Source organism: Streptomyces sp. NPDC086147 (assembly GCF_040702165.1).
Lineage (GTDB): Bacteria > Actinomycetota > Actinomycetes > Streptomycetales > Streptomycetaceae > Streptomyces.
This window is the reverse complement of record NZ_JBFBJO010000037.1, coordinates 1-21,617: the sequence shown is the minus strand read 5'-3', so window position 1 is coordinate 21,617 and position 21,617 is coordinate 1. Positions and strand designations below refer to the sequence as shown.

Genomic DNA, 21,617 nt, shown 5'->3' with positions numbered 1-21,617 from the left:
TTGCGCGATCACCGCCCGCGGCGAGGTGTGCTTCTCTCGCAGGTAGGCGTGACCCGACCGTAGCTGCCGCGATAGCCCAAGGGAACGATCTCCTCCCAGAGCTTCCAGGCGTTGGTGCAGCCCTCGTCCCAACGTTCGTCCAGGTAGGGCTTGTACTCGTCGAGGACAGAGGTCCTGCTGTGCTGCCACTGGCCACGAAAGAGGTCTTCCGGCTTCGCAGCGTCGGCGAGGCTCTTGACGGTGCGGTGGGTCATCTGGAGCCGACGCCCGATGGAGCGGCGGCTGTGTCCGGCTTCCAGCAGCGCGTGGACCGTGGTGTGCCGGGTTCGGACGCGGTTGGCGAACCGCTCGCTCCGCCAGGGAGGGTCCGCCTTCTCCTCGGGCAGCCCATGTTGTTCGGTCTTCGCCTCGGGATCGGGGACCAGGACGCGAAGACACTGACGGTGGCGGGCGACCGCCCGCTCAGCGGCTTCCTCGAGGTTGTGCCACAAGTGCCAGCGGTCGGCGACCTGCGTCGCCTGGGGTGCCCCGGCAGTGGCGTCTTCCGCGAAGAACGGCGCGCGGTCCCGGCAGACGACCTCGATCCCGGGTCGTTGCCTCGTCCGACGCTTGGGACATCAGCGAGAAACCGCAGGTAGGAGCTATGAACCCGGGTCGAGTAGACCCCGCATCCCGGGCAGGCGGCGCCGGCAGCGGTGCTCTGCGCGTCAAGGCGCACATTCTCGATATCCACGCCCACCGACCGCACCGCGATGTCCGCGATCGCTGGGAACAACAGCGCCTTCAGCTGGAGTACAACGTCTTCCACGGCCGGACTGCCAGCCCAGCGTCACGGACCACCGTCCATTTTCGGGCGACTTCGCATACCGTCCAGAGACGCTCAGCCGTCACTCATCGTGGCCATTGCGCGAAAGCTCTGCCAGAACCCTTTGAAGTGAACGAAGCCAGTGCGGTGGAGCCGGATGGTTCCGGTATGCGCCCCGGGCGGCACGTGAAAGGCCCCCACACCCTGGGGGAGGGGGTGGGGGCCTGGTCTTGCGCGGTGCTCAGTCGGTGAGCGCGTCCTTGATCTTCTCCTTGGCCTGGCGGGCGTCGCCCTTGGCCTGGTCGGCGCGGCCTTCCGCGGTCAGGCGCTCGTTGCCGACCGCCCTGCCCGCCGCTTCCTCGACCTTGCCCTTGGCCTGCTCGACCTTCGCCTGAACCTTCTCGTCCCCGGCCATGACATCCGCCCTTCGCTTCGCAGAATGCTCTTCCCGCAGCCACGCCTTGCCGCCCGCGGCTCCGGCAAACCCCCTCGGGGCTGAACCGGTCGCACCACTTGCAGAGCAGCGACCGGCGTACCCCTCTGCTCCGCTTCGGCCGGGATCACAGCTGGTGGCGTACTCCCGCCTCCTGCTGTGCGGCGGTGAACTGCTCCCGCAGGTCTCCTTCGATGGACCTACGGGCGGCGCCGCGCCGGAAGAGCGGCAGGACGGTGCGCTGTTCGCCGTCCTCCACGAGGAGGGCGAGGCCGCCGTAGAGGGCGAACGCCCCGATGCCCAGGCCCGTCCAGCCGGCAGCCGACTGCCAGACCTCACCCGCGCCCGCCTCGTACAGACCGGTCAGGCAGAACCGCACGGCGGTGAGGGTGAGCAGCACGGCGAACAGGGGCTTGGATTTGACGGCGGCCCCGGCGAGCGCGAGGACGAAGGGTACGAGCGCCAGGAGGAAGACGGCCTGGGCGACGACCGGCTGCCCAGGTGGGGAGTCGAGCGACGTCACACTGGTCCCGGCCCAGGAGGCACCGAGCAGCAGCAGAGCGGTGCCCGCACCGGCGTCACGGGCGAGGAAGGCGAAGATTCCGGCGACGAACTGCAGCGGCACGACGAAGATCAGTATCAGGAGCAGCAGCACCTCGCTCTGCGCCAGGGGGACCCAGCCGATCTGGAGTGTGGACAGGACCGCACTGCCCATTCCCAGAGCGAAGAAGCCCAGGGGAAGGGGGCTGGCGACGGGACGCAGAACGATCCGGGTGACCGCGTCGACGGCCGGCGGATCGGAGGGACTGGGGGTACGGGAAGCATCGGACACGCCCGAAGCGTACGGGCCCGGCGCAACTCCTCCGTTCCGACCCACCCGCAGTGCCGAACTCGGCCCTTCCCATGCCGAGACGGGCGTCGGCCCGGTCAGGGTCGAGGGGCGAGGGCCCGGCCACCGGCGCGACCGAGCCGCCCGCGTGCTCGGGATCGATCCGGCCGCACTGCCTTCGTAAGCCCACGCTCTGGCCCGGCTGGTGGAACTCTCCCACGGGCTCCTTGCGGCAGCCCGCCTTGCCCCCGGCTGTGAAGGCGATCCACCCGACACCCTATTCGGTACCGTCTCGGCATCACCTGACCGGCCGCCTTCGCCCGGACAGCCCCCAGCACTCCAGCGCCCCTTCGCACCGGCCCGCAGCCGGCTGCGGTGTTCTGGCGTTCGGCCAGTATCCGCGAAGCCCCTGGGGTGTGGGTCAAGGCATCGGGGGCATGCGGGGGTGGAGCGCTTGGGGGTGCTCAGGGTATGCAGGGCCCGCCGGGCTTTCCCTCTTCCGGTGGTGCCTTGGGCGGATGAGTGGCTCGCACCGGTCCGGTGCGGGCCACTCGGCTTTGTGTCGGTCGGTGCCGTGACTCGTATCCGGCTGAGGGCCCGGAACTATCGCCTGCGCAGGATGGGTGATTTGCCGGATTCGGTGAAAGTGGTTCAGGGATGGCTACTGGTGAGGTGGGGGTGCAGGTCAGAAAGCTGCTCTCCGTACCTGCGGGGATGGGCCCACCCGGCTACCGCAGGGTTCGCCACCTGTGTCCTGCTCCCTGTTTGTGCGGAGACGAATCCGGCTTTGAGAGGGCGGCACTCATGCCGGCGGGGTGGCACTCATCTCTCGTGGCTCGGTGAGGAAAGGACCCGCATTGCGACAGGTCGTTTCGCCCGTGCTTCTGTCGCTTTGGTGATCCGGGTTCGAGTTCGAGTGAGGGGGCGTTGCCTTGTCTGGTGGGTCTGTTCCGGAGAGGATGGGGTCATGAACTGCCCGATGTGCGGAGCGGCGGCATCGCAGCAAAACGGCCAGTGGGTGTGCCTGAACTGCTACTGGTCGAGCGGCTGCATCCCTCCCTGCCACATGGCGTTGGCGGTACCCTCCCGCTATGTCCTCGCCTCGTAGCGCCCGTCAGCGGCCGGCGTTCTCGCCGCCGGAAATCACAGAGACCCAGTGCTCGGGGTGTGGGTGCCGGATCCGAGGCGTGAACGGGAGGTACGCGTGCACCCGGTGCGGGTGGGTCAACGCTTGGGACGAGGGGGACACCGAACTGCCGGCCGCCGAGGACGACCCCTGGCCCCGAAGTAAGTAGGCCCCGGGAACCCGTGAACGACGACACCGCCCCTCCCGCGCCGCGAAGACGCCGGAGTTGACGTCGGTGTTCAGTAGGGGTGATCTGACCCAGGGCCAAGACGAGGGAGGCCGCCCCCATCGGTTATGGCCGCGATGAACGGCAAACAGATGCCGGGACCGCTCCAGGCCACCGGAACTGGACTCGTGGCCGGCGGCCTGCCGACCGGTCTGGTCACCGTGCTGGACGAGCAGAGTCAAAGGCACTGCAGCTCGGTTGGCTCACCGACGACGAACCCGGCGGCCCTCACCGCCCTACCGTTTGCTCCTGAAAGACCGCTCCCTAACTCCCGACGCCGTTAGGCCGTGTGTCGGAAGTGGATCTTGCACATAGGGTGTCGGCATGCCGCTGAGCCGCATAGCCCTCTCGTCTGGACGTTCGATCGAGCTCACCGAGCTGCGAATGTCTTCGACCTATGGAGGGATGCTGGAGGGCTACCCGTGCAAGCGCATCAATGACATGAGGGTCAGGGGCCTCCATCTGCTCGACAGCGGTCGCCTCTGAACTCGACCCTGTGCTGCACCGTTCCGCTCTCACGGTGGTCTGGTTCCAGACCGGTTTGGATGTGCCGTCGGGGGAGGACGCCGACCTCGGGCTGCGCAGCATTCGCTGGGAAGAGCTGGCGCAGGACTACGAACTCTAGCGACGGGTGCCGGTCGGAACCACTCGTTGACGGCCGCTACGAGGACAGTCGCTTCGTAGCGGACCGCGAGCTTGCCGTAACGGGTGGCGACAGCTCGGTGTCTCTTGAGGCGGTTGATCCCGCACTCCACCGCATGACGCTCGCGGTAGTCGACCGGGTCGAAGCGCGGCGGCCGGCCACCGCAGGAGCCCCGCTTCCGGCGGTTGCGGGCCTGGTCGGCCTTGTCGGGAATGGTGCAGCGGATCCCGCGTCGGCGCAGGTAGGCGCGGTTCTTGCGGGAGGCGTACGCCTTGTCCGCGCGGACTCGATCGGGGCGGACCGGACCGTTACCGGCCTCGTCGCCGACCCGGAGAAACTGCTGACCGTCCTCGCCCTCGACATCCAGGCCGTCCGGGACATCGCCGCCGCCTTCACTCTGGACCACCCGCCGGGCCTCGACTTCGACGCCTCCTGCGGACAGGTGAGCGCAGTGTGGAGCGCAGCCGGCATCGTCCAATGAACGGGCTCGAAAAGGGTGCGGCTACGGCTGGCCGACGATGTCCTCCCTGGTCCGAGCCCTGCACCGACCGCTCCCGCCCCCGCGCAGGAGACAATCATGTACCTCGGACCCCTCGCATTCGTCCTCCTCGTCCTCGTCCTCGGAGTTCTCATGGAGCTCCGGGAGCGCTCGCTCGGGCGGGCGTGGGACGGCCAGACCCTGTGCTGCATGGGTCTTGCAGTCATCGTGGGCGTGGCCTGGCTGTCCACCTGACGACCGCACCCGGGCCCGGCATCAGGCCCACGGCGAAGCCGTCGCGCACCGTACGGGCGAGGAAGCCCAGGACGTCGTCATGACCGGTGCGCCCCGGGCTCCGTGTCGTACGGTCCGACGTCGCGGTCGTCCCCGTCCGCAATGGACCCCGCCGAACCCGGACGTGCTGCCGGGGTCGGTCGGGAGATCCGAACCGGCACCGGAAATCAGGCGGCGACGAGATCCTGCTCGTGCTCCGGCGTTTCGACCGCGGGCTTCTTGTTCGGCAGCGAGAGCCTGAACACCTTGCGCCAGGCGGAGAACACCTGCTGGGGCAGCGAGCCGGTGACGTACTCCAGCTCGTACTTCTCGAACAGCGCGCGCACCCGCACCGCGACCTCGGCGTACCGGTTGCTCGGCAGGTCCGGGAACAGGTGGTGCTCGATCTGGTGCGACAGGTTGCCGGTCATGAAGTGCATGGCCTTGCTGCCGCTGATGTTCGCCGAGCCCATCATCTGGCGCAGGTACCACTGGCCGCGCGTCTCGCCCTCGATCGACCGGCGCTCGAAGACCTGTACGCCCTCGGGGAAGTGCCCGCACATGATCACCGAGTGGGACCAGACGTTGCGGACCAGGTTCGCGGTGAACGTGGCGGCGAGCGTGGTGAGGAACGACGGCCCCGACAGCAGCGGGTGGATCACATAGTCCTTGAGCACCTGCTTGCGGATCTTGCGACCCACGGCCTTGGCCTGCGCGCGGAACTCCGGGTTCTTGCGCCGGCGCTTGTGCAGGTTCTTGCCGAGCTCCAGGTCGTAGGCCGCGATGCCGTACTCGAAGAAGCAGGCGTTGAGGAAGTTCCACAGAGGCTGGCCGAGGTGGAACGGGTGCCACTTCTGATCCTCGTCGACGCGCATGATGCCGTAGCCGAGGTCGTTGTCCTTGCCGAGCACGTTGGTGTACGTGTGGTGCAGCTCGTTGTGCGAGTGCTTCCACTGCTCGGACGGCGAGACGTGATCCCACTCCCAGGTGGTGGAGTGGATCTTCGGGTCCCGCATCCAGTCCCACTGGCCGTGCAGGACGTTGTGGCCGATCTCCATGTTGTCCATGATCTTCGCCACGGACAGCCCGACGGTGCCGAGCAGCCACGCGGGCGGGAAGATCGAGAACAGCAGAACGCCTCTGCTGACCAGCTCGAGCTTGCGTTGCGCCGAGATGACCTTACGGATGTAGGCGGCGTCCTTCTCGCCGCGGCCGGCGATCACCTCGTCGCGGATCGCGTCCAGCTCGCGACCCAGCTCCTCGATCTGCTCCGCGGTCAGGTGGGCGGTGGGGTCGATGGCGGTCAAGGTGCTCCTACCGTTCGATGTCACAGGCGCCCGCCGCGGCGGACACGCAGGTCTGGATGAGGACGCCGGGCTCGGCCTCGATGATCTCGCCGGTGCGCAGGTCGCGGACGGCGCCCGCCTTGAGCGGCGTGACGCAGCCGAAGCAGATGCCCATGCGGCACCCGGAGGGCATGAGCACGCCGGCCTCCTCGCCGATGTCCAGCAACGGCGTGGCGCCGTCCGCGTCGACGGTCCTGCCGGTGGCGCTGAACGTGACCTCGCCGCCGCCGCCGTTATTGACGGTGGTGATGCCGGGACGGAAGCGTTCGGTGTGCAGGCGTCCTCGGACGCCGTGCTCGCTCCAGTGCTCTTCGGCGGCATCGAGCAGGCCCGCGGGCCCGCAGGCCCAACTCTCGCGCTCGGTCCAGTCGGGCACGAGCTCGTCGAGACGGGCGATGTCGAGCAAGCCGTCCGTGTCGGTGTGCACCTCGGTGAGCCGCAGCTTCCCGCCCGCGACCAGGGCGTGCAGCTCGTCGCGGAAGATCACGTCCTGCGGCCGCGGTGCGCAGTGGATCATGACGACGTCGTCGAGCTCGACGTCACGCAGCATGCCCATCACGGGCGTGATGCCGCTGCCGGCCGTCAGGTAGAGCACCTTGGCGGGCTTGGCCTGCGGCAGCGTGAAGTCACCGGTCGCCTGATCGAGCTGGACCAGCGTGCCTGGTCTCGCCCTACGGACCAGGTGGTTGCTGACCCTGCCGTCCGGGATCGCCTTCACGGTGATCGCGACGCGGCCGTCCCGGCGGTTCGTCGGCGAGGTGATGGAGTAGGCACGCCACAGGCGCACCCCGTCGACATCGACCCCGATCCGTACGTACTGGCCGGCCGTGTGGCCGCGCCAGCCCCGTCCCGGTCTGATCACGACAGTCGCGGCGTCACCCGTCTCGGGGCGCACGGCCTCGATGCGCCCCCGCAGGTCGGCGCCCGCGCGCAGCGGGCTGACCAGGTCCAGGTAATCCGACGGCAGCAGCGGCGTCGTGATCATCTCCAGCATTTTCCACGCCCTGCTGCGAAGGGCTGCACTCGTCATCACTCCAGCTTGCTGCGCCTCAGGGCGTAAAGTCCTGACCGCAGGACGTGAATCTGATCGGCCGAATTGTTCGTAGGAAACAAAAAATGAGCCATGCTATCCAGAGGGCCGGCGAACTGGCCCTGGACGAGACGACGGTCACCGCGCTTCGGGCCGTGCTGAAGACCACCGCCGACGAGGTCGTCCAGGCGATCATCGACGAGGTCCCTCCCTACGCCAACGCCCTTTCGGGCCGCATGGGCGGCACCATCCGCCGAGCCGTCCGCACCGCCCTGGGGCACTACCTGGACCTCGCGAGCGGAAACGCCACAGGCGGTGACGCCGGTGACGCGGCCTACGAGCTGGGCCGCGGCGAGGTGCGTGACGGCCGTTCGATGGACGCCCTGCTCGGCGCCTACCGCGTCGGCGCCCGCGTGGCCTGGCGATGCCTGGCAGCGGGTGCCGTGCCCACAGGGCTGCCCGCCGCCGAGGTCGCCAAGTTCGCCGAGCTGACCTTCGCCTACATCGACGAGCTCTCCGCCGCGAGCGCCGCGGGCCACGCCGACGAGCTGGCCGCCCAGGGCAGGGCCCACGAGCGCCACCTGGAACACCTTGCCCGCGACCTCCTCGCCGGCGCCAGCCCGGACGTGCTGCTGGCCTCCGGCCAACGGGCCGGGTGGCACCCTCCGGTTTCACTGACCGCGGTCCTGCTGCCCGCCGCCCAGGCCCGCCCCGCCTACCGCACGCTCGACCCGAACACCCTCGTCCTCGACGACCTGCCGGACGCCACCGGTGTGCTGCTCGTCCCCGATGCCGACCGGCCACGTCTCCTGCGGCAGCTGACCGACCGCACCGCCGTGATCGGCCCGGCCCGGCCATGGACCCGTGCGTCGGCCTCGTACGCACGGGCCATACGCGCGCGCTCCCTCTCCTCAGAGATCCGCGACACCGAGGAGCACTTGCCCGAGCTGGTGCTGAGCGCCGACATGGACGCGTTCGCGGACCTGCGTGCCCGAGCCCTCGCCCCGTTGCAGGCCCTGCCTGCCACGACCGCGCGGCGGATGGAGGAGACGTTGCGGGCGTGGCTGCTGCACCAGGGCAGGCGCAACGAGGTGGCGGCGGCCTTGTTCGTCCACCCCCAGACGGTCCGTTACCGGATGTCGCAGCTGCGGGAGCTGTTTCCGGACCTCGAATCGCCCCACCGGGTCCTCGAACTGACACTGGCGGTCGGCCTTCGGGCCGGCTGACGCGTGTGTCGACCGTCCACGACCGCGTCAGCGAGCGGTTCGCGGACCGTACCTCGTTCTCTGGACCGCCCGTCGGCTCATGCGCCCCGGGGGAGAGCGACAGAAACCAGCCGGCCGGGGTCGATGCGAAGACCGGACAGGGCCCGGAAAGCCTGTCGAGGGAGCTGCCGCCGACAAGTGCGGTTGCGGTACGCCGAGAGTGTCTTCGAGACCGCACAGGGCTGACCGGACCCGGCACCGCACGAAGAAGGGCGGTACTCCCTCGCAGAGGGTGCCGCCTTTCCGGCTGTCTCGGCGCCCGGCTTCGTTCATGAGTGCCGGTTGTGGCACAACTTCTGTGGAGCTACGCAGACCGGGCTTGCGCCTGCCTCAGGCCAGACCGGTCGATCTACCGGTTCTCCGGGCTCGCTGACCTTGAGCGCCGAGGATCTGTCCGACTCCACAGAAGTTGTGCCAGAACCCGAGAGCGGAGAGCATTTCTGCGTCGGTCCGGGAGGCGGTCGGCGCTCGCATCCTGGCGTGAATGTTCTCGATTTTCGACAGCACCGGGGCTTTCTGAAAGTTCCCCGTTGAGCAAGGACGCGCAGTCCCGGTAAGAGCCCGTGGCTGGGCGGAGGCGCGCCGTGCTGGGCTACGAGTACACCTGCCACCAGCGGTCCGACCCGGCACGAGCCACTTCGGCGGCAGTCAAGATCATTTGGCAATCGGTCAAGATTGTCTGTCAGAGGACACCGGCAGGGGTGGAGAGGGTCCGTGTGAATGGGTGTGACGGTGGCACTGGACGGGTGTCGGCAAGGACGGCACGATCTAGCCCCGCGTGCGTTGTGCAGCGACGCTGATCACGGCTGTCACGAGGTGGCCAAGTTGCTGCGGTCAGGCGTCCATCGGGAGTGTGGCTGGCTGCCATGGGCGTGCCTGTTCACACCACCGGTCCGCGCCGTACCTGGGGCCTATGGCGGAGTGGTGGGCCGAGGCTTCCTCGTCGGTCGGGCACGCGCAGCGCTGCCGCTGGGTTTCGGGGAGCGGTGCAAGGTGGCGGTGTTCGGCAGGACACGGGTTCGGGCGGGCCGCGGGTACGGTCCTCGGCCCTTGGCTGCGCTTGTGGCTCAGGAGTAGGTCATGGGGCAGCCATATCGCATGGAGTACTGCGCGGCGCGCAGATAGAGAGCCACGTAGAAGGCTGCGTCCCGGTCCTCGGTCCACGGTCCCGGCCGTGCCCGAGCGGTTCGTTCCGCTCCGCCGTCCAGGAACCACAGGCTCAGTGCGAGGTTCTCGCCCGTGGGTATCGCGTCCACGGGCAGTGCGAAGGCGCCGGCGAGCCGCTCGGCCAGGGCGAGCACCCGCGGGGCCCCGGCGACCACTGTCTCCTCGCCGGAGTACGCAGTGCCGACAGGGAGGACGATCTCCTCCTCCAGTGAGAGGGGGACCAGCACGCTCCAGTCGAGGAGGGCCGACAGCTCCGCATCGGTCAGCCGCATCCTGCACAGCGCCACGAAGCCCTCCATGGACGGGCTGACCTTCTCCTCGAACCAGCCCGACGCATCCCGCGCGGCCCGCGGCACTTCGTAAGGGGGCAGCCCGCGCCGCTGCAGCTCGGTGTTCAGCGCGGCGGCGACGTCCCCGTACCCGTCCTCCCCGGGCTGCGACCAGTCCTGTGCGGTGACACTCACCAGATAGACACCCATGACCGCAACGTACCGTCCGCTACCGACAACATCCCCGGCCCCTCGCGCCAACCAGCGGCCGAGTTTGGCGAGTTCCTTCGAAGTGATCCGTGACGGGACGAGATGGTTGGCAGTTGGCCGCGACGCCTGAGTCGCTTGTTAGCGTATTGACGTGCACATCCTCGATGATCCTTGCTTGTCGCCCCGCGTCGCGACTCTCCTGGCGCGGGCACGGCGTAGCCCTGGGATGCCCACCGACCTCATACGTGCACTGGCCCGCGCGGAGACTTCCGACGGGAACGAGGCAGCGGTTCCGCCCGGGGCCGTCGAGGCGATGATCCGTTTTGAGGAACGCTACGGCGGCCTGTGGTACCCGCTCCTCGGCCCCAACGGTATGGAACACGGCCTGAACGGCGAGGCCATCATCTACCTCAACACCGACGGCTGGACCTTCCCGGGCATCCTCGACGGCGACCAGACCTGGCCGGTCGACGTCCTCCTGGACGAGCGCACCGTCATGACACTCGCGGGACGCCCCCGGGTCGTCAACAGCAGCATCCTTCAGCGACTGGAAGCCCACGCCCAGCTGTCACAGGTCCGAGACCGTCCCCATGTGACCTTCGCGATCGCCACCGAACCCGGCCGGGAGCCGACGGTCGCCGCAACCGGCCTCCCCGGCCTCGACGCCGAGGCAACCGGGCCCGCCGACAGATGGTGGGTCGACAGCGAGACGGCGATTCACCTGAAGCTTCACAAATGGTGGGGCGAAGAAGACGTCTGGATCGCGCGTTGCTTTACGGAGCGTGCCGAGAACCTGGCGACCACGGCCGATGCGCTACGGCACGCGGTGACGGGCGGCGTGTGGAGGAACGAGGACTGGTGCGGGCTGTGCACCCAGGTCAGGCAGCCGGCGCAAGCCTGCCTTCCCGACACAGGGAAGCAGAACAGCTGACCCCGCACAAGCAGCCCGATCTCAGAGGTCGTTTTCGCCCAATATTTTATCCCGAGATCAGGTCGTCTGCGCGCTTTTCGGGTCGCGCCAGGAGATGGTGCTCTCACTCGTGAGGCGGCGGGCCGTGAGGTCGGTCATGGCGAGGTGGATCATGGCTTCGGAGCGGGTGGGCAAGGTTTCGTAGTCGCGGGTCAGGCGGCGGTTCGGCATGAGCCAGCGGTAGGTCCGCTCGACCGCCCACCGCTTCGGGATCGGAGTGAAACCCCCTGGTCCCGGGCTTGCGGGCGGTGATCTCCATGTCGATGCCGAGAGTGGCGGCATGTTCCACGAGGTGTTGGCGGTAGCCGCCGTCGACCCACACCTTGCGGATGCGGGGATGGCCGGCGGCGACCCGGTCGAGCAGCGCGGCGCCGGCGGTGGAGTCCTGCACGCTCTCTGCGGTGTCGGCCGACAGGCCGACAACACCGGCTCGACCAACTCCCAGCGGGCAATCGAGAGCGGCACCCAGGATGCCAATCAGTATGGACAGACCGAAGAGACCACCGACGACGATCCGGATGATCGCGTCGACGCCCATGCGCTTCTTCGGCGGCCGACCGACGGAACCGACGACATGACGAAGCGCCACCGAACCAGCGCCAACAGCCCCGGGCCCGGTTCGGAGCGCACCATCCAAGGATGCGGCGACCTCCGCCGTCACACCGTGGCCAGCTGCGGCTCCTCCAGCACGCTGGCGACCTTCCGCGCGAGCGCCGCCACGAAGGACAGCCGCAGGCCGGCGCGTAGGATGCTGGACCTCCGGCCCGGGTACTGCCGTGTCCCTCCGGGGCAGCGCCGTAGGCGTGCGGATCAGCGGGTGATCGAGATCGCGAAGGGCATGAATCCGCTGGAGCGGATCACGTGAGGTACGAACAGGACTGCGGCCTCCGTGGCGCGGGCGGTGCGGATGCCGCCGAGGTCGGTGATCCACTCCTCGCGCCAGCCGAGGTCGACGAGCAGTTCGCGTACGGTCCCCTTGGCCTGCGGGTCCTCACCGGACAGGAACGCGGTGGGCTTCTCGGTGAGCGTGTCCGGTGCGGTCATCACCGGGAAGAGCATGGTGTTGAGCGTCTTGACGACGTGCGTTTCGGGAAGGGTCTCCTGGAGCTTTTCGGCGAGGCTCGAACCGGGGTGGAGCAGGTCGGCGGGCAGTCCGTCCGGTCCGTCCACGGTGGCGTTGGAGACGTCGACGAGGATCTTGCCCCGCAGTTCCGCACGCAGGGCCGCGAGCCGCTCCGGCGAGCCGGCGCCCGGGGTCGCGTTGATGACGATCCGGGCCGTCCGAGCCGCCTGGGCGGCGCTGCCCGGCGTGCGGTCCGCCACGGACACTTCGTGCCCCGCCCGGGTGAGTGCCGCGGCCAGGTTGCCGCCGACGCGGCCGTTTCCGAGAACTGCGATCGTGGTCATGATGACGGGGTCCTTCCATGGGTGCGGATCGTGGTGCGGGGTCAGCGGGAGAGGGTGGCGACGGCCTCGGCGTGGATGCCGGGCGCGGCGGCCACGAAGCTTTCGCTGTGCGGGGTCCAGGGGCGGCCCTCGGCGTCGGAGATTCGTCCGCCGGCCTCGGTGACGAGCAGTGCCCCGGGAAGCAGGTCCGCGCGGGCCCCGGAGAACTGCCAGAAGGCGTCGATCCGACCGGCGGCCACGTCCAGCAGGTGCAGGGTCGCCGGTACGGAGGTACGGACGACGAGCGCGTCGAAGAGCATCGCGGTGATCGAGGAGCCGATGCGCCGCACCACCTTCTCGTCCTCGTCCGGCCGGGCCTGGCTGGTGGCCACGATGCCCAGTCCGAGGTCCGTCGTCGCGGAGACGCGCAGCGGTCGGCCGTCGAGGTGGGCGCCCGCGCCGGTGAGCGCGGTGTAGGTGTCGCCGGTCAACGGCAGGTGGACCGCGGTGAGCACCGGCTGGTTGTCGCGCACGAGGGTGGCGGTCACCGCCCACTCCGGCAGGGCGTGCAGATGGTTGACATTGCCCTCGGCCGGATCCACGACCCACCACTCGCCGGGCGGCAGCGCCCCGCCGTCCAACTCCTCCTCCACCCAGCCGGCGTTCGGGCGCAGGCGCGTCAGGCGGGGTCGCAGGATGTCCAGAGCCGTGTCGTCGTTGGCGGCGAGCGCGCGCATCAGCTCTTCGCGGGTCCGATAGGGAACCGTTTCGCCGAAACGCTCGCGCAACGCCGAACCGGCGTCGCGTACGGCGGCCGCAGTCCGGTCGAGCAGGTCGGTGTCGGAGGCGGCGACATCGGTGGCCCGGAGTGTTTCGGACATGGTGGTGCTCCCGTCGGAAGAAGGAGGAGTGATCGGGGCGGTCGAGCCGAGCTGTGCGGCCCGCTTGCGCTTCGTTTCGAACGTATAGAGCCCCATCGTTAACTTCAACTGCATGTCAGGAACGCCTAGGATTACTGCCATGCAATTGGACTTGAATCTGCTCACCGCGCTCGACGCGCTGCTGGAGGAGGGCAGTGTGGCCGGGGCGGCCGCGCGCCTTCATGTCACCGCTCCCGCGATGAGCCGGAGCCTGGGCCGGATCCGTCGTACGACGGGGGACCAGATCCTGGTTCGAACCGGCCGCACGATGACCCCGACGCCGTACGCGATCGCCGTACGGGAACAGGTGCACGAGCTGCTGCACCAGGTCCAGGGGGTGCTGGCGCCGAGCCGCGCGCTCGACCTGGCGACATTGGAGCGCACCTTCACGCTCCGCTGGCACGATTCCCTGGTCGCCCTCGGCGGCCCCGCGCTGCTCGCGGCCGTACGGGAACAGGCGCCGGGCGTGCGGCTGCGCTTCCTCGCGGAATCGAGCGTCGACACCCCCGGGCTGCGGCGCGGTGAGGTCGACCTGGAGGCGAACGCCAACCACCCCGGCGCGCCGGACATCCGCGTCGAGAACGTGGGGGAGACCCGTCTTGTCCTCGTCATGAGGCGGGAACACCCCCTGGCCCGCGCCGGGGCCGTCACCGCACAGCAGTACGCCGCCGCCGAGCACGTCACCGTCTCGCGACGCGGAAACTTCGGCAATGCCCTCGACGAGGCACTCGCTCGGCTGGGCCTCACCCGCCGCGTGGTGGCGACCGCGCCCACGGAAGCGGCCGCGCTGGAGTTCGCGCGCGGCTCGAACCTCCTGGTCGCCGTCCCGGAAGCCACCACGCGCTCCCATGCCGCCACCCTCGGACTGGTCGCGTTTCCCTTGCCGTTCGAACTGCCGTCGGCACCGGTGTACCTGTCGTGGCATCAGCGCTACGACACCGATCACGAGCACACCTGGCTGCGCGAACTGGCGCGAACCGTGCTGACCGCGTGCGCGGCGCCATAACCTGCGCCGCCCGGCCGCTCGGCCCGCACCTTCGTACGCCCCGCCTCAAGATCGCGCGGCTGGTCGGGACAACGACCCGTAAAGAATCACCGGCCCTTTACGGAAGGCGGGCATGACCACCGCAACGTGCCCGCGTAGTCCGAAGGGGCACGGGACACCGACGTAACCGCGTTGCGGGCGGGGGGGATCAGAGGTTTGCCTCTTCCTGTGCGTCGAAGGCATCACGGGCGCGTGTGATGGCCGGCATGTTCTCCGACACCCATGCGAGCAGCACGTCGACAGGGGGACGCAGGGTCTTGCCCAAGGGCGTGATCCGGTATCTGACCGCCACCGGACGGGTGGACACGACCTCGCGCTCGATCACGCCGTTTCGCTCGAGTCGCCGAAGTGTCGCGGTCAGCGACTTCTGCGTGACGTGCGGGATCGCCCGGCGCAACTCGTTGAAGCGGCATGGCCGTTCGCACAGTTCGCTGAGAACACTGAGTGACCATTTGTCGAGAACCTGGTCGAGCAGTTCGCGGTGCGGGGGGCCGATGAAAACGGTATCCATGGAGAAACCTGGTCTCGTTGAAGTGTCCTTAATCCACTAAGTATCTTATGGATACCCCGTACAGGAGGAGGGCACGATGGCTGTCCAGCACTTCACGCCGGAAGGCATGCTGCAACCGGTTCCATATCACCACGTCGCGGTCGGCACCGGATCGAGACACGTCCATGTCAGCGGACAGATCGCACGCCGGGCCGACGGAACCCCGGTCGCGCCCGGCGACCTGGCCGGGCAGGTCGCCCAGGCACTGCGCAATACCTCCGTCGGACTGGCGAGCGCGGGGGCGTCGTTCGCGGATGTACTGCGCCTGACGTTCTACGTCACCCGGTGGAGTCCTGAAAAGATCGGCGACTTCATGGCGGGTGTGGAGGCCGTCGCCGATGAAATCGGGCTCCGGCTCCCTTTGCCGCCCGCCTCTCTGATCGGCGTCGACCACCTCTTCGAACCGGACGTGCTCGTAGAAGTGGAAGCCACCGCACTGCTCGACTGACCCCCGCGCCGGCGCAGCGGCACGGCGTCCACGGCACCGTCGGCGGCCTGACCGGGGTGGTGCAGCGTGCCCTTCGGGTTGCCGGACAGGTCGACCGGCAGCCCGCGGGTGATGAACCGGCCGACCACGAAGGACGTCACCGCCGTCTTCTGTCCGTGCACGTTCGGTGTGTGTCGAGCGCCTCGGCGGTCCGGTTCGCCGCTGCTCCGAAGATCGGCTCCTCGATCGTCGCGGCGGCCCGCACGGAGCCGGTGTCCAGCGCTTCGACCGACGACCCCGCCCGTCGTCCCGGTAGCGCGCCCGGCTGCCCGTCCCGCCGACGGCGAGCCCGCCCGCCGGACCTTGTCGTCGCCCACCCGGCGCGCGAGGCCGGCCCGCTGCCCGGCACCGGGCACGTGTCGGTTGTGCCCGGGCGCGGCGCGGCCCCTTCGCCGTCGGTGCGTACAGGAAGGGGCCGCGAGGGCCGGCACCCGGAATCGCCGGGGCCGGTGGGGGTCGATCCGGGGAATCTGGTGTCAGGGCGAGGGGCAGGGGCCCGGGGTCCGGGTGAGGGAGGCGCGGGCACCGCCGACGACGATGTCGGTGCCGTCGGACAGCCGGACGTGCAGGGCGTTGACGACGAGACCGCGCCCGTCGCCGTACACCCGCTGCTCGTTGAGGGTGACCGTGCCGAGCTGCGGGAGGGTGATGACGGTGTTCGGCGCCGGGTGGGTAGCGAGCGTGGTGTTGCCCACGCGGGCTCCGGTCAGGGTGGTCGCGCCGGTGACGGTGATCGTGCCCAGTGCCGTGGGTGCGGTCGCGGTGGCCGTGGCGGTCGCCGTGCCCGCGCTGACCAGGCCGCCGAGGAGATGCAGTCCGTTCACGGTGGCGGTGGAGGTGGCTGTACGGGCGCCGCCGGTGCCCGTGGTGCCCGCCGTGTGGGTCGTGGCGGAGGTGAATGAGCCGGTGGAGGAGCCGACATGGGTGTTGCCGAGCTGGGCACCGTCGGTGGCCGGGTCCTCGGTGCAGGTGACGTCCGCAGGGGCCAGCGGCGCGATCGGGGCGGCCGTGACGGCCCGGGCGTGTGCGTCCATGAGCAGTGCCACGAACGTCACCGAGGTGCAGCCGGGCGGGTCGATGCCGTGCCGGGCGGTGGTCGCCGTGGCGCACAGGGTGTACGTGCCGCTGCGGGCCGAGGTCACCCGGACCGTGATCGTGCAGGACTCCTGCCCGGCGGCGAGGTCGCCGCCGGAGGCGAGACCGTGCCCACCGGGGGCGACGGTGACCGTGCCGGAAAGACAGTTGGTGGTGGCGGAGCCGGGGTCGGCGACGAGCCCGGGCGGTAGCTGCTCGGTGAAGGACCAGCCGCGCTTCGCCGCCTTCTCGGTGGTGTTGGTGACGGTGAAGGTCAGCGTGGTCAAGTCGCCGACGCCCACCGGGTCGGGGGCGAAGGCCGTACTGAGCTGCGGTGTGGCGTCCAGGATCCGGAGGTTGTCGATCGCGCCGTCGTTGCCGGTCCCGCTGGCCTGCGCGTTGACCATGCGGACACCGGCCGAGGTGCCCGAGAAGAGCACGGCGTCGTCGCCCGCGTAGGTGCCGACGTGCGTGCCGTTCGCGGTGACCTTATCGGCGTCGGTACACGTGTCGATGGGATCGGTGAACGCCGGGACGGCCTGCTCTCCGTCGAGCAGGGAGAACTCCAGCAGCGGGTGCGCGGCGAAGCAGTTGACGGCCGCCGCGTCCACCGAGAAGGTCAGGAAGCGGCCGGTCGCCGCCACCGGTACCGGCTGCACCGTCTCCAGCTGTGTCTTTCCGGCTCCCGGGTTCCCCGCGGTGTACGCGGTGACGGCGTGGTTGACGGCCGGGTCGCCGCCGGCCCATTCGGCCAGTGCCGAGGCCATGGCCTGCTGAGAGGGCCAGGACGTCCCGCAGCCGCTGCCCGCCGGGGCGGTGGCGGGGTCGGCCGCTGAGACCAGCCAGCCGTTGCAGGCGGTCAGCCAGGCCGGGTCGGCGGTGTACGTCTCGGCGAGCGGCGGAGCCCCGGTGTACGAGGTCAGCAGGCGGGGAGCCCCCGGGGCGTTCTCGAACCCCTCCTCGAAGAGCACGGTCGCCGCGCGGGGTACCGGCGCGGACACGGTCGCGGTTCCGGTTCCGTTGGGCGCGGGTGCGGCGGCCGCGGGCAATGCGGCGGCCAGTACCGCCACGCACGCCAGGCCGGACGTCGCGACGGCATGCAGGAACGGTACGGTCCGGCGCGGCCGACCCGGTAAGTGTCTGTACACGTCTTCCCCTCCTCGATTCACCCCGCAGACCGCAAACGCGGTGTGCGGGAAGCCTGTTGTCGAGCGGCGCGGGCCGCCCGACGGCCGTGGCCCGACCCGGCAGGCGATGCCCAGCCGCGAAACGGTAACCAGTCTGGCTGCCACGCCCGGACCCGGCAGCAGCGCACACAGGAGGGCAGGGCGGCGCGCGCCGGGCGCATGCGCCGTCAGATCCTCTCCAGCTACGCCAAGGGACTGCCGCCTCGGGTATCCGGCCGCGACGGGCCTGCCGACGACTACCGCCCCGGCCGCATCAGCCCCGAGAGGAACCAGCCACCGTCTCCCAGGGCAGCCGCCTCTCTCGCCTGCCCGGCCTCCACGCCGGTTCTGACACCGCCTTCGCTTCCGTCTTCGGGAGGCAGCGTGCCGAGCGCCTCGGCGATCCGGTCCGCCGCCGCCCCACCGGAGAGCGGGGCTTGGTCCATCGCGGCCCGTACGGTACCGGCATCCAGCCCCCTGAACCGCTGCCTGCGATCACTGCTCTGAGGAGCCGATGGCGAATCTCCGGTCAAGCCGCGCTCTTCAGGGCGCAGCGTGGCGTGTTCGGGGAGGGCCGGCTGATCACTGCCTGCCTCGGCGGAATCCGCGACGACGAGGAGACCGAACGCTGGTGGGGCCACCGGCGATCGAGCACCTGCGCGGCCAGGCCCGCCCCGGGTGGCTGCTGCTCGCCTCCGACGGCGCCTACGAACCCCACGAAGACGCCGACCACAACCTGACCGGCTACCTCACCGGCGGCCCGCGCGAGGCAGCCGAGCGCCTGCTCGGCAACGCCGTCCACCGCACCTGCGCGCAGCGGGACCCGTACGCCGACAACGCCACCGCCCTGATCTCCCGCATCACCTGATCGGCTGTTGGAGGCGCATGGTTCCGGCTGACCAATGAGGAGGCCGGGCAGGGATGACCCTGCCCGGCCTCGGCGGCTACTCCCACAGCCCCCTGACGAAGTCCCCAGGGAGCTGAACCAGTCAGGCGGTTCGGTAGGGAACTCTTCCGTCGGACGGGTCGTGAGAGTCTGCGACGTGCCCTGGGCGGTACCCCGGACTATCGCGGTGGCCACGCCGACGGCCACCTGCTGCACGGCGGTGGCAGGTCGCGGGTGCTTACGTTTCGGCCTGGATCGGGAGGGCCTCCTTCACCCCCTAGAGCCGTCTGGAAGCCCCCGAACAGCAGCGGCCGGGAAGGAAATTTCCCGAGGCATGACGAAGGCCCGGACCGGGTGGTCCGGACCCAACGCCCTTCATCCTTCAAGTGAACGGGTCGAATGCCTTACCGGCAGCCGGTGGCGGACAACCACCCGAGGTCGGTCGGCTCGACGGAAATCCCGCTGGGTGGCTCCTTCTGGAGGTCCCTCTTTTCGCCGCCCCGGCGGCGTGCTGGTGGGCCCGGCAGACGGTAAAGTCCACGTTGACCTCCCAGGTGATCGGGCCCTTCGCGTCCGCCTCGGCCTGGAGCCGGGTGAGGATCGCGGCCCTCCCCGCCGCAGCGCATCGCCGCCCACACTGTCTCACGTACAGCATCTGGTCAGTGAGCCTCTTTCATCCTGAATAGCTGCAGGTCAGCAGGGTGTGGACGGCTTGGACGATGGTGCCGATGCGTCGGGTGGAGCATCGGGCCCGGCGGAGGGTGCGCCAGGACTTCAGCTGCGCGAAGGCGCGTTCGCCGGGAGCTCTCAGGCGGGTGTGGTCTCGGTCGAACTGCTGGTAGTGCTCGGGTTTGTTCGCGGTGGTTCTTGTACGGGGTGCGGACGGTTGCGCCGGCGCCCTGATGGGCACGGTCGGCGAGGGTGAGGATCCCTCTGGTGAGACAGGCCTGCACGATGCCGTGGGCTCGGGCCGCGGTCAGGTCGCGGGTGCGGCCGGGTGTCGCGCGGGAGAACCACAGCGGTGTGCCGTCGGGCCGGTCGATGACCTGCACGTTCATACCGTGCTTGCGGTGCTTCATCGAGTAGTACGGCTCATCGGCGGCGATGCAGTCGATGGGAATCAAGGTGCCGTCGACGATCACATGGTCGCCCTCGCGCGGGCCGGTCGGGGCCTCGTGCAGGCCTGACACCCACGCTGCGAGGGTGTCGAGGGTCTCGCTGACGTAGCGCCAGGCCTTGGTTGTCTAGACGCCGAAGCCGGCTGCCGGAACGGGCAGCGTCTCGTTCTTGCGCAGGTGCACCAGCGCGAGCAGGGCCTGCTGGCAACAGTCCGGCCTCCGCCGCCGGGAGCGGTGTTCACACCTTCGTGCGTAGATGAGCCGGGAAACATGCTCAACCAGCTCATGCGGGACGTCGACCGTGGCACGGTACGGGACCGAGCGGGGCTCCTGGGACGATGCGTGGTGGGTAGAGAACACCACCGCAACAACCAGGGGCCTCGCCTCGTCACACCACCCCGCTGACCTGTCATTTCACTCCACAGAGACAGGATGAAAACGGCTCAGTTGGCGAGTTGGTCCGCAGAAACCAGCCACCGCCAGCGCCGACGCTCGGTGACAAGGGCGCTGACGGCCAGCGGGGTTACGGGGATCGCTGCCCAAGCGGGCCAGGCCAGCCACGAGGAGATCACAGCCGCGGCGAGTTGGAGCAGCACCAGTAGGACCGTTGCCCAGCCCGGCACCGCAATGATCACGTTGGCCTTGTCCCCCCGGGTGGAGAAAAGAGTCGGAAGGCCGATCAGGGGCACTACGGACACGACGGCAAGGAGCCATGAGCGGCTGGTCAGGGCCCAGGGGGTGGCCACCTACGCGACGAGTTCCGTCGCGAAGCGCAGGGTGGACGCGGCGCGGTCGTCCGGTCGTCCCGAGGTCGTTTCTCCACCAGCAACGTCGGTCACCTGCGGACGATCTCAGGGCGCGCGGCCAGCTACCAGGGGTTTGGGGCGTCGCCGTCGCGCCATGGCTTCTCCTGTGCCCGAGCAGCCGGGGACGCACGGGACGCTGAGTGTTTAGACCGTGTCCTATGTGGTGAGGCGGATGAGTCGTTTGTAGCAGCAGATGGCTGCGGCGAGGCCGAGGAAGGCCAGGTAGTTACGTGGGTGGCGCTCGTAGCGGTGGTTGAGCCGGCGGTATCCGGTCAGCCAGGACATGGTCCGCTCGATGACCCATCTGCGGCGTCCAAGTCGCTCGCTGGACTCGATGCCCTTGCGGGCGATGCGGACGCCGATGCGTTTGCCGCGGAGCCATTTCCGCAGTTCAGGTATGTCGTAAGCCTTGTCGGCGTGCAGGCGCTGGGGTTTGAAGTGACGGCCGCGATGGGGGTCGTGTCTCGTTTGGTGGCCGAGCACCATGGGCTTCAGGGCCTGGCTGTCGTGGGTGTTGGCGGCCGAGATGCCGACGAGGAGGGGCAGTCCGTTCGCGTCCGACAGGACGTGCATCTTGGAACCCGCCTTGCCACGGTCCACGGGGCTCGGACCGGTGAGATCGCCCCTTTTTTCGCCCTGACGTGGGCGGAGTCGAGGACGGCGCGTGAGAGGTCGAGCAGGCCGGCGTCGTCGAGGCGGTGCAGGATCTCCTCGTGCAGCCGGCCCCACACCCCGGCCCTGGACCAGATCAGGAACCGGCGGTGCGCGGTCGACTTCGATATCCCGAAGCAGGGCGGAAGAGACCGCCAGGCACAGCCGGACACCAGCACGTAGGTGATCGCGGCGAACAACGTCTGATCAGGCGTGTCCTGCGTCCCACCGCCCTGCGGCCGCACCCGAGAGGGCGGGATCAGCGGCTTCGCGATCTCCCACAACCCGTCCGGAACAATCCAACTCCACGTACCCCGCCCCATGACGTGCCCAACGACCGCCTCACCACATAGGACACGGTCTTACTGATCTTTTCGTTAGTTCCATGGGTATGGCGGCCGTGCTGGTGGGATCCTGGTGTGGTGTCTTTCAAGCCTTCGTCTGTGGTTCCTCCTTTG

At 69.3% G+C, this 21,617-nt stretch carries 17 protein-coding genes and 6 pseudogenes; 7 read left to right on the top strand and 16 right to left on the bottom strand.

Annotated elements, in window-relative coordinates:
• Positions 1–8: 8 nt before the first annotated feature.
• The 4 genes and pseudogenes from AB0398_RS33485 to AB0398_RS33470 form a co-directional block, all read right to left on the bottom strand.
• A complete protein-coding gene (locus AB0398_RS33485; RefSeq protein ID WP_366379444.1) occupies positions 9–491 on the bottom strand; it encodes a hypothetical protein in 483 nt (160 codons plus the stop codon).
• Positions 492–584: pseudogene (locus AB0398_RS33480) on the bottom strand (hypothetical protein); the annotation flags it as partial. It lies immediately after the preceding gene.
• Positions 585–1,046: 462 nt separating this feature from the next.
• Complete coding sequence (locus AB0398_RS33475) at positions 1,047–1,220, bottom strand: CsbD family protein (RefSeq protein WP_366379443.1); 174 nt, start codon at positions 1,218–1,220, stop codon at positions 1,047–1,049.
• A gap of 145 nt (positions 1,221–1,365) precedes the next feature.
• Positions 1,366–2,070: a GPR1/FUN34/YaaH family transporter gene (locus AB0398_RS33470; protein ID WP_366379442.1), complete on the bottom strand. Its 705-nt coding sequence runs from the start codon at positions 2,068–2,070 to the stop codon at positions 1,366–1,368.
• A 1,673-nt stretch (positions 2,071–3,743) separates the two neighbouring features.
• Between AB0398_RS33470 and AB0398_RS33465 the strand changes: the two are divergent.
• Positions 3,744–4,044: pseudogene (locus tag AB0398_RS33465) on the top strand (hypothetical protein).
• Positions 4,045–4,072: 28 nt separating this feature from the next.
• Here the strand turns inward: AB0398_RS33465 and AB0398_RS33460 are convergent.
• Positions 4,073–4,360, bottom strand: a pseudogene (locus tag AB0398_RS33460) (transposase); the annotation flags it as partial.
• Between the two features lie 279 nt (positions 4,361–4,639).
• On the opposite strand from AB0398_RS33460, the gene AB0398_RS33455 reads away from it, so the two are divergent.
• Positions 4,640–4,795 carry a hypothetical protein gene (locus AB0398_RS33455; protein WP_366379441.1) on the top strand — a complete coding sequence of 52 codons (156 nt, stop codon included), beginning with the start codon at positions 4,640–4,642 and terminating at the stop codon, positions 4,793–4,795.
• Between the two features lie 206 nt (positions 4,796–5,001).
• Here AB0398_RS33455 and AB0398_RS33450 read toward each other — a convergent pair whose 3' ends face one another.
• Positions 5,002–6,120, bottom strand: coding sequence for an acyl-CoA desaturase (locus AB0398_RS33450; protein WP_366379440.1), 1,119 nt, complete (start codon positions 6,118–6,120; stop codon positions 5,002–5,004).
• 7 nt (positions 6,121–6,127) lie between these two features.
• On the bottom strand, positions 6,128–7,144 hold the full coding sequence (locus AB0398_RS33445) for a ferredoxin reductase (protein ID WP_366379439.1): 1,017 nt from the start codon (positions 7,142–7,144) through the stop codon (positions 6,128–6,130).
• Positions 7,145–7,275: 131 nt separating this feature from the next.
• Between AB0398_RS33445 and AB0398_RS33440 the strand changes: the two genes are divergently transcribed.
• Positions 7,276–8,415 carry a helix-turn-helix domain-containing protein gene (locus tag AB0398_RS33440; protein ID WP_366379438.1) on the top strand — a complete coding sequence of 380 codons (1,140 nt, stop codon included), beginning with the start codon at positions 7,276–7,278 and terminating at the stop codon, positions 8,413–8,415.
• 1,106 nt (positions 8,416–9,521) lie between these two features.
• Here AB0398_RS33440 and AB0398_RS33435 read toward each other — a convergent pair.
• A complete protein-coding gene (locus tag AB0398_RS33435) occupies positions 9,522–10,100 on the bottom strand; it encodes a hypothetical protein (protein ID WP_366379437.1) in 579 nt (192 codons plus the stop codon).
• A gap of 226 nt (positions 10,101–10,326) precedes the next feature.
• On the opposite strand from AB0398_RS33435, the gene AB0398_RS33430 reads away from it, so the two are divergent.
• On the top strand, positions 10,327–11,031 hold the full coding sequence (locus AB0398_RS33430; RefSeq protein WP_366379436.1) for a hypothetical protein: 705 nt from the start codon (positions 10,327–10,329) through the stop codon (positions 11,029–11,031).
• Positions 11,032–11,088: 57 nt separating this feature from the next.
• Here the strand turns inward: AB0398_RS33430 and AB0398_RS33425 are convergent.
• The 3 genes and pseudogenes from AB0398_RS33425 to AB0398_RS33415 all read right to left on the bottom strand — a co-directional run.
• A pseudogene (locus AB0398_RS33425) lies at positions 11,089–11,473 on the bottom strand (transposase); the annotation flags it as partial.
• 407 nt (positions 11,474–11,880) lie between these two features.
• Positions 11,881–12,477, bottom strand: coding sequence for an NAD(P)-binding domain-containing protein (locus AB0398_RS33420; protein WP_366379435.1), 597 nt, complete (start codon positions 12,475–12,477; stop codon positions 11,881–11,883).
• Between the two features lie 41 nt (positions 12,478–12,518).
• Positions 12,519–13,337 (bottom strand): 3'(2'),5'-bisphosphate nucleotidase CysQ, encoded by an 819-nt coding sequence (locus tag AB0398_RS33415; protein ID WP_366379434.1) that lies wholly within the window; start codon positions 13,335–13,337, stop codon positions 12,519–12,521.
• Between the two features lie 139 nt (positions 13,338–13,476).
• Between AB0398_RS33415 and AB0398_RS33410 the strand changes: the two genes are divergently transcribed.
• On the top strand, positions 13,477–14,382 hold the full coding sequence (locus tag AB0398_RS33410; protein WP_366379433.1) for a LysR family transcriptional regulator: 906 nt from the start codon (positions 13,477–13,479) through the stop codon (positions 14,380–14,382).
• A gap of 187 nt (positions 14,383–14,569) precedes the next feature.
• Here the strand turns inward: AB0398_RS33410 and AB0398_RS33405 are convergent, their stop codons facing one another.
• Positions 14,570–14,932 carry a helix-turn-helix domain-containing protein gene (locus AB0398_RS33405; RefSeq protein ID WP_366379432.1) on the bottom strand — a complete coding sequence of 121 codons (363 nt, stop codon included), beginning with the start codon at positions 14,930–14,932 and terminating at the stop codon, positions 14,570–14,572.
• A gap of 76 nt (positions 14,933–15,008) precedes the next feature.
• On the opposite strand from AB0398_RS33405, the gene AB0398_RS33400 reads away from it, so the two are divergent.
• Complete coding sequence (locus AB0398_RS33400) at positions 15,009–15,419, top strand: RidA family protein (RefSeq protein WP_366379431.1); 411 nt, start codon at positions 15,009–15,011, stop codon at positions 15,417–15,419.
• A gap of 515 nt (positions 15,420–15,934) precedes the next feature.
• On the opposite strand, the gene AB0398_RS33395 is transcribed toward AB0398_RS33400, so the two are convergent.
• Positions 15,935–17,533 (bottom strand): choice-of-anchor P family protein, encoded by a 1,599-nt coding sequence (locus AB0398_RS33395; RefSeq protein ID WP_366379430.1) that lies wholly within the window; start codon positions 17,531–17,533, stop codon positions 15,935–15,937.
• 796 nt (positions 17,534–18,329) lie between these two features.
• On the opposite strand from AB0398_RS33395, the gene AB0398_RS33390 reads away from it, so the two are divergent.
• Positions 18,330–18,566 carry a hypothetical protein gene (locus AB0398_RS33390; RefSeq protein ID WP_366379429.1) on the top strand — a complete coding sequence of 79 codons (237 nt, stop codon included), beginning with the start codon at positions 18,330–18,332 and terminating at the stop codon, positions 18,564–18,566.
• Positions 18,567–19,068: 502 nt separating this feature from the next.
• On the opposite strand, the pseudogene AB0398_RS33385 reads toward AB0398_RS33390, so the two are convergent.
• From AB0398_RS33385 to AB0398_RS33375, 3 genes and pseudogenes are all read right to left on the bottom strand, one after another.
• Positions 19,069–19,185, bottom strand: a pseudogene (locus AB0398_RS33385) (IS5/IS1182 family transposase); the annotation flags it as partial.
• Between the two features lie 72 nt (positions 19,186–19,257).
• Positions 19,258–20,065 (bottom strand): annotated as a pseudogene (locus tag AB0398_RS33380) (transposase family protein).
• Positions 20,066–20,664: 599 nt separating this feature from the next.
• A protein-coding gene (locus tag AB0398_RS33375; protein WP_366379428.1) for an IS5 family transposase occupies positions 20,665–21,482 on the bottom strand; the annotation gives its coding sequence in 2 pieces (ribosomal slippage) (positions 20,665–21,134 and positions 21,134–21,482; 819 coding nt in all).
• Positions 21,483–21,617 lie beyond the last annotated feature (135 nt).

What these genes read in the sequence shown, in the direction of transcription:
- AB0398_RS33445 (WP_366379439.1), bottom strand. Translation starts at nt 7,144, where the DNA reads ATGATCACGACGCCGCTGCTGCCGTCGGATTACCTGGACCTGGTCAGC.
- AB0398_RS33455 (WP_366379441.1), top strand. Translation starts at nt 4,640, where the DNA reads ATGTACCTCGGACCCCTCGCATTCGTCCTCCTCGTCCTCGTCCTCGGA.
- AB0398_RS33475 (WP_366379443.1), bottom strand. Translation starts at nt 1,220, where the DNA reads ATGGCCGGGGACGAGAAGGTTCAGGCGAAGGTCGAGCAGGCCAAGGGC.
- AB0398_RS33405 (WP_366379432.1), bottom strand. Translation starts at nt 14,932, where the DNA reads ATGGATACCGTTTTCATCGGCCCCCCGCACCGCGAACTGCTCGACCAG.
- AB0398_RS33400 (WP_366379431.1), top strand. Translation starts at nt 15,009, where the DNA reads ATGGCTGTCCAGCACTTCACGCCGGAAGGCATGCTGCAACCGGTTCCA.
- AB0398_RS33420 (WP_366379435.1), bottom strand. Translation starts at nt 12,477, where the DNA reads ATGACCACGATCGCAGTTCTCGGAAACGGCCGCGTCGGCGGCAACCTG.
- AB0398_RS33435 (WP_366379437.1), bottom strand. Translation starts at nt 10,100, where the DNA reads ATGGGTGTCTATCTGGTGAGTGTCACCGCACAGGACTGGTCGCAGCCC.
- AB0398_RS33440 (WP_366379438.1), top strand. Translation starts at nt 7,276, where the DNA reads ATGAGCCATGCTATCCAGAGGGCCGGCGAACTGGCCCTGGACGAGACG.
- AB0398_RS33410 (WP_366379433.1), top strand. Translation starts at nt 13,477, where the DNA reads ATGCAATTGGACTTGAATCTGCTCACCGCGCTCGACGCGCTGCTGGAG.
- AB0398_RS33415 (WP_366379434.1), bottom strand. Translation starts at nt 13,337, where the DNA reads ATGTCCGAAACACTCCGGGCCACCGATGTCGCCGCCTCCGACACCGAC.
- AB0398_RS33430 (WP_366379436.1), top strand. Translation starts at nt 10,327, where the DNA reads ATGCCCACCGACCTCATACGTGCACTGGCCCGCGCGGAGACTTCCGAC.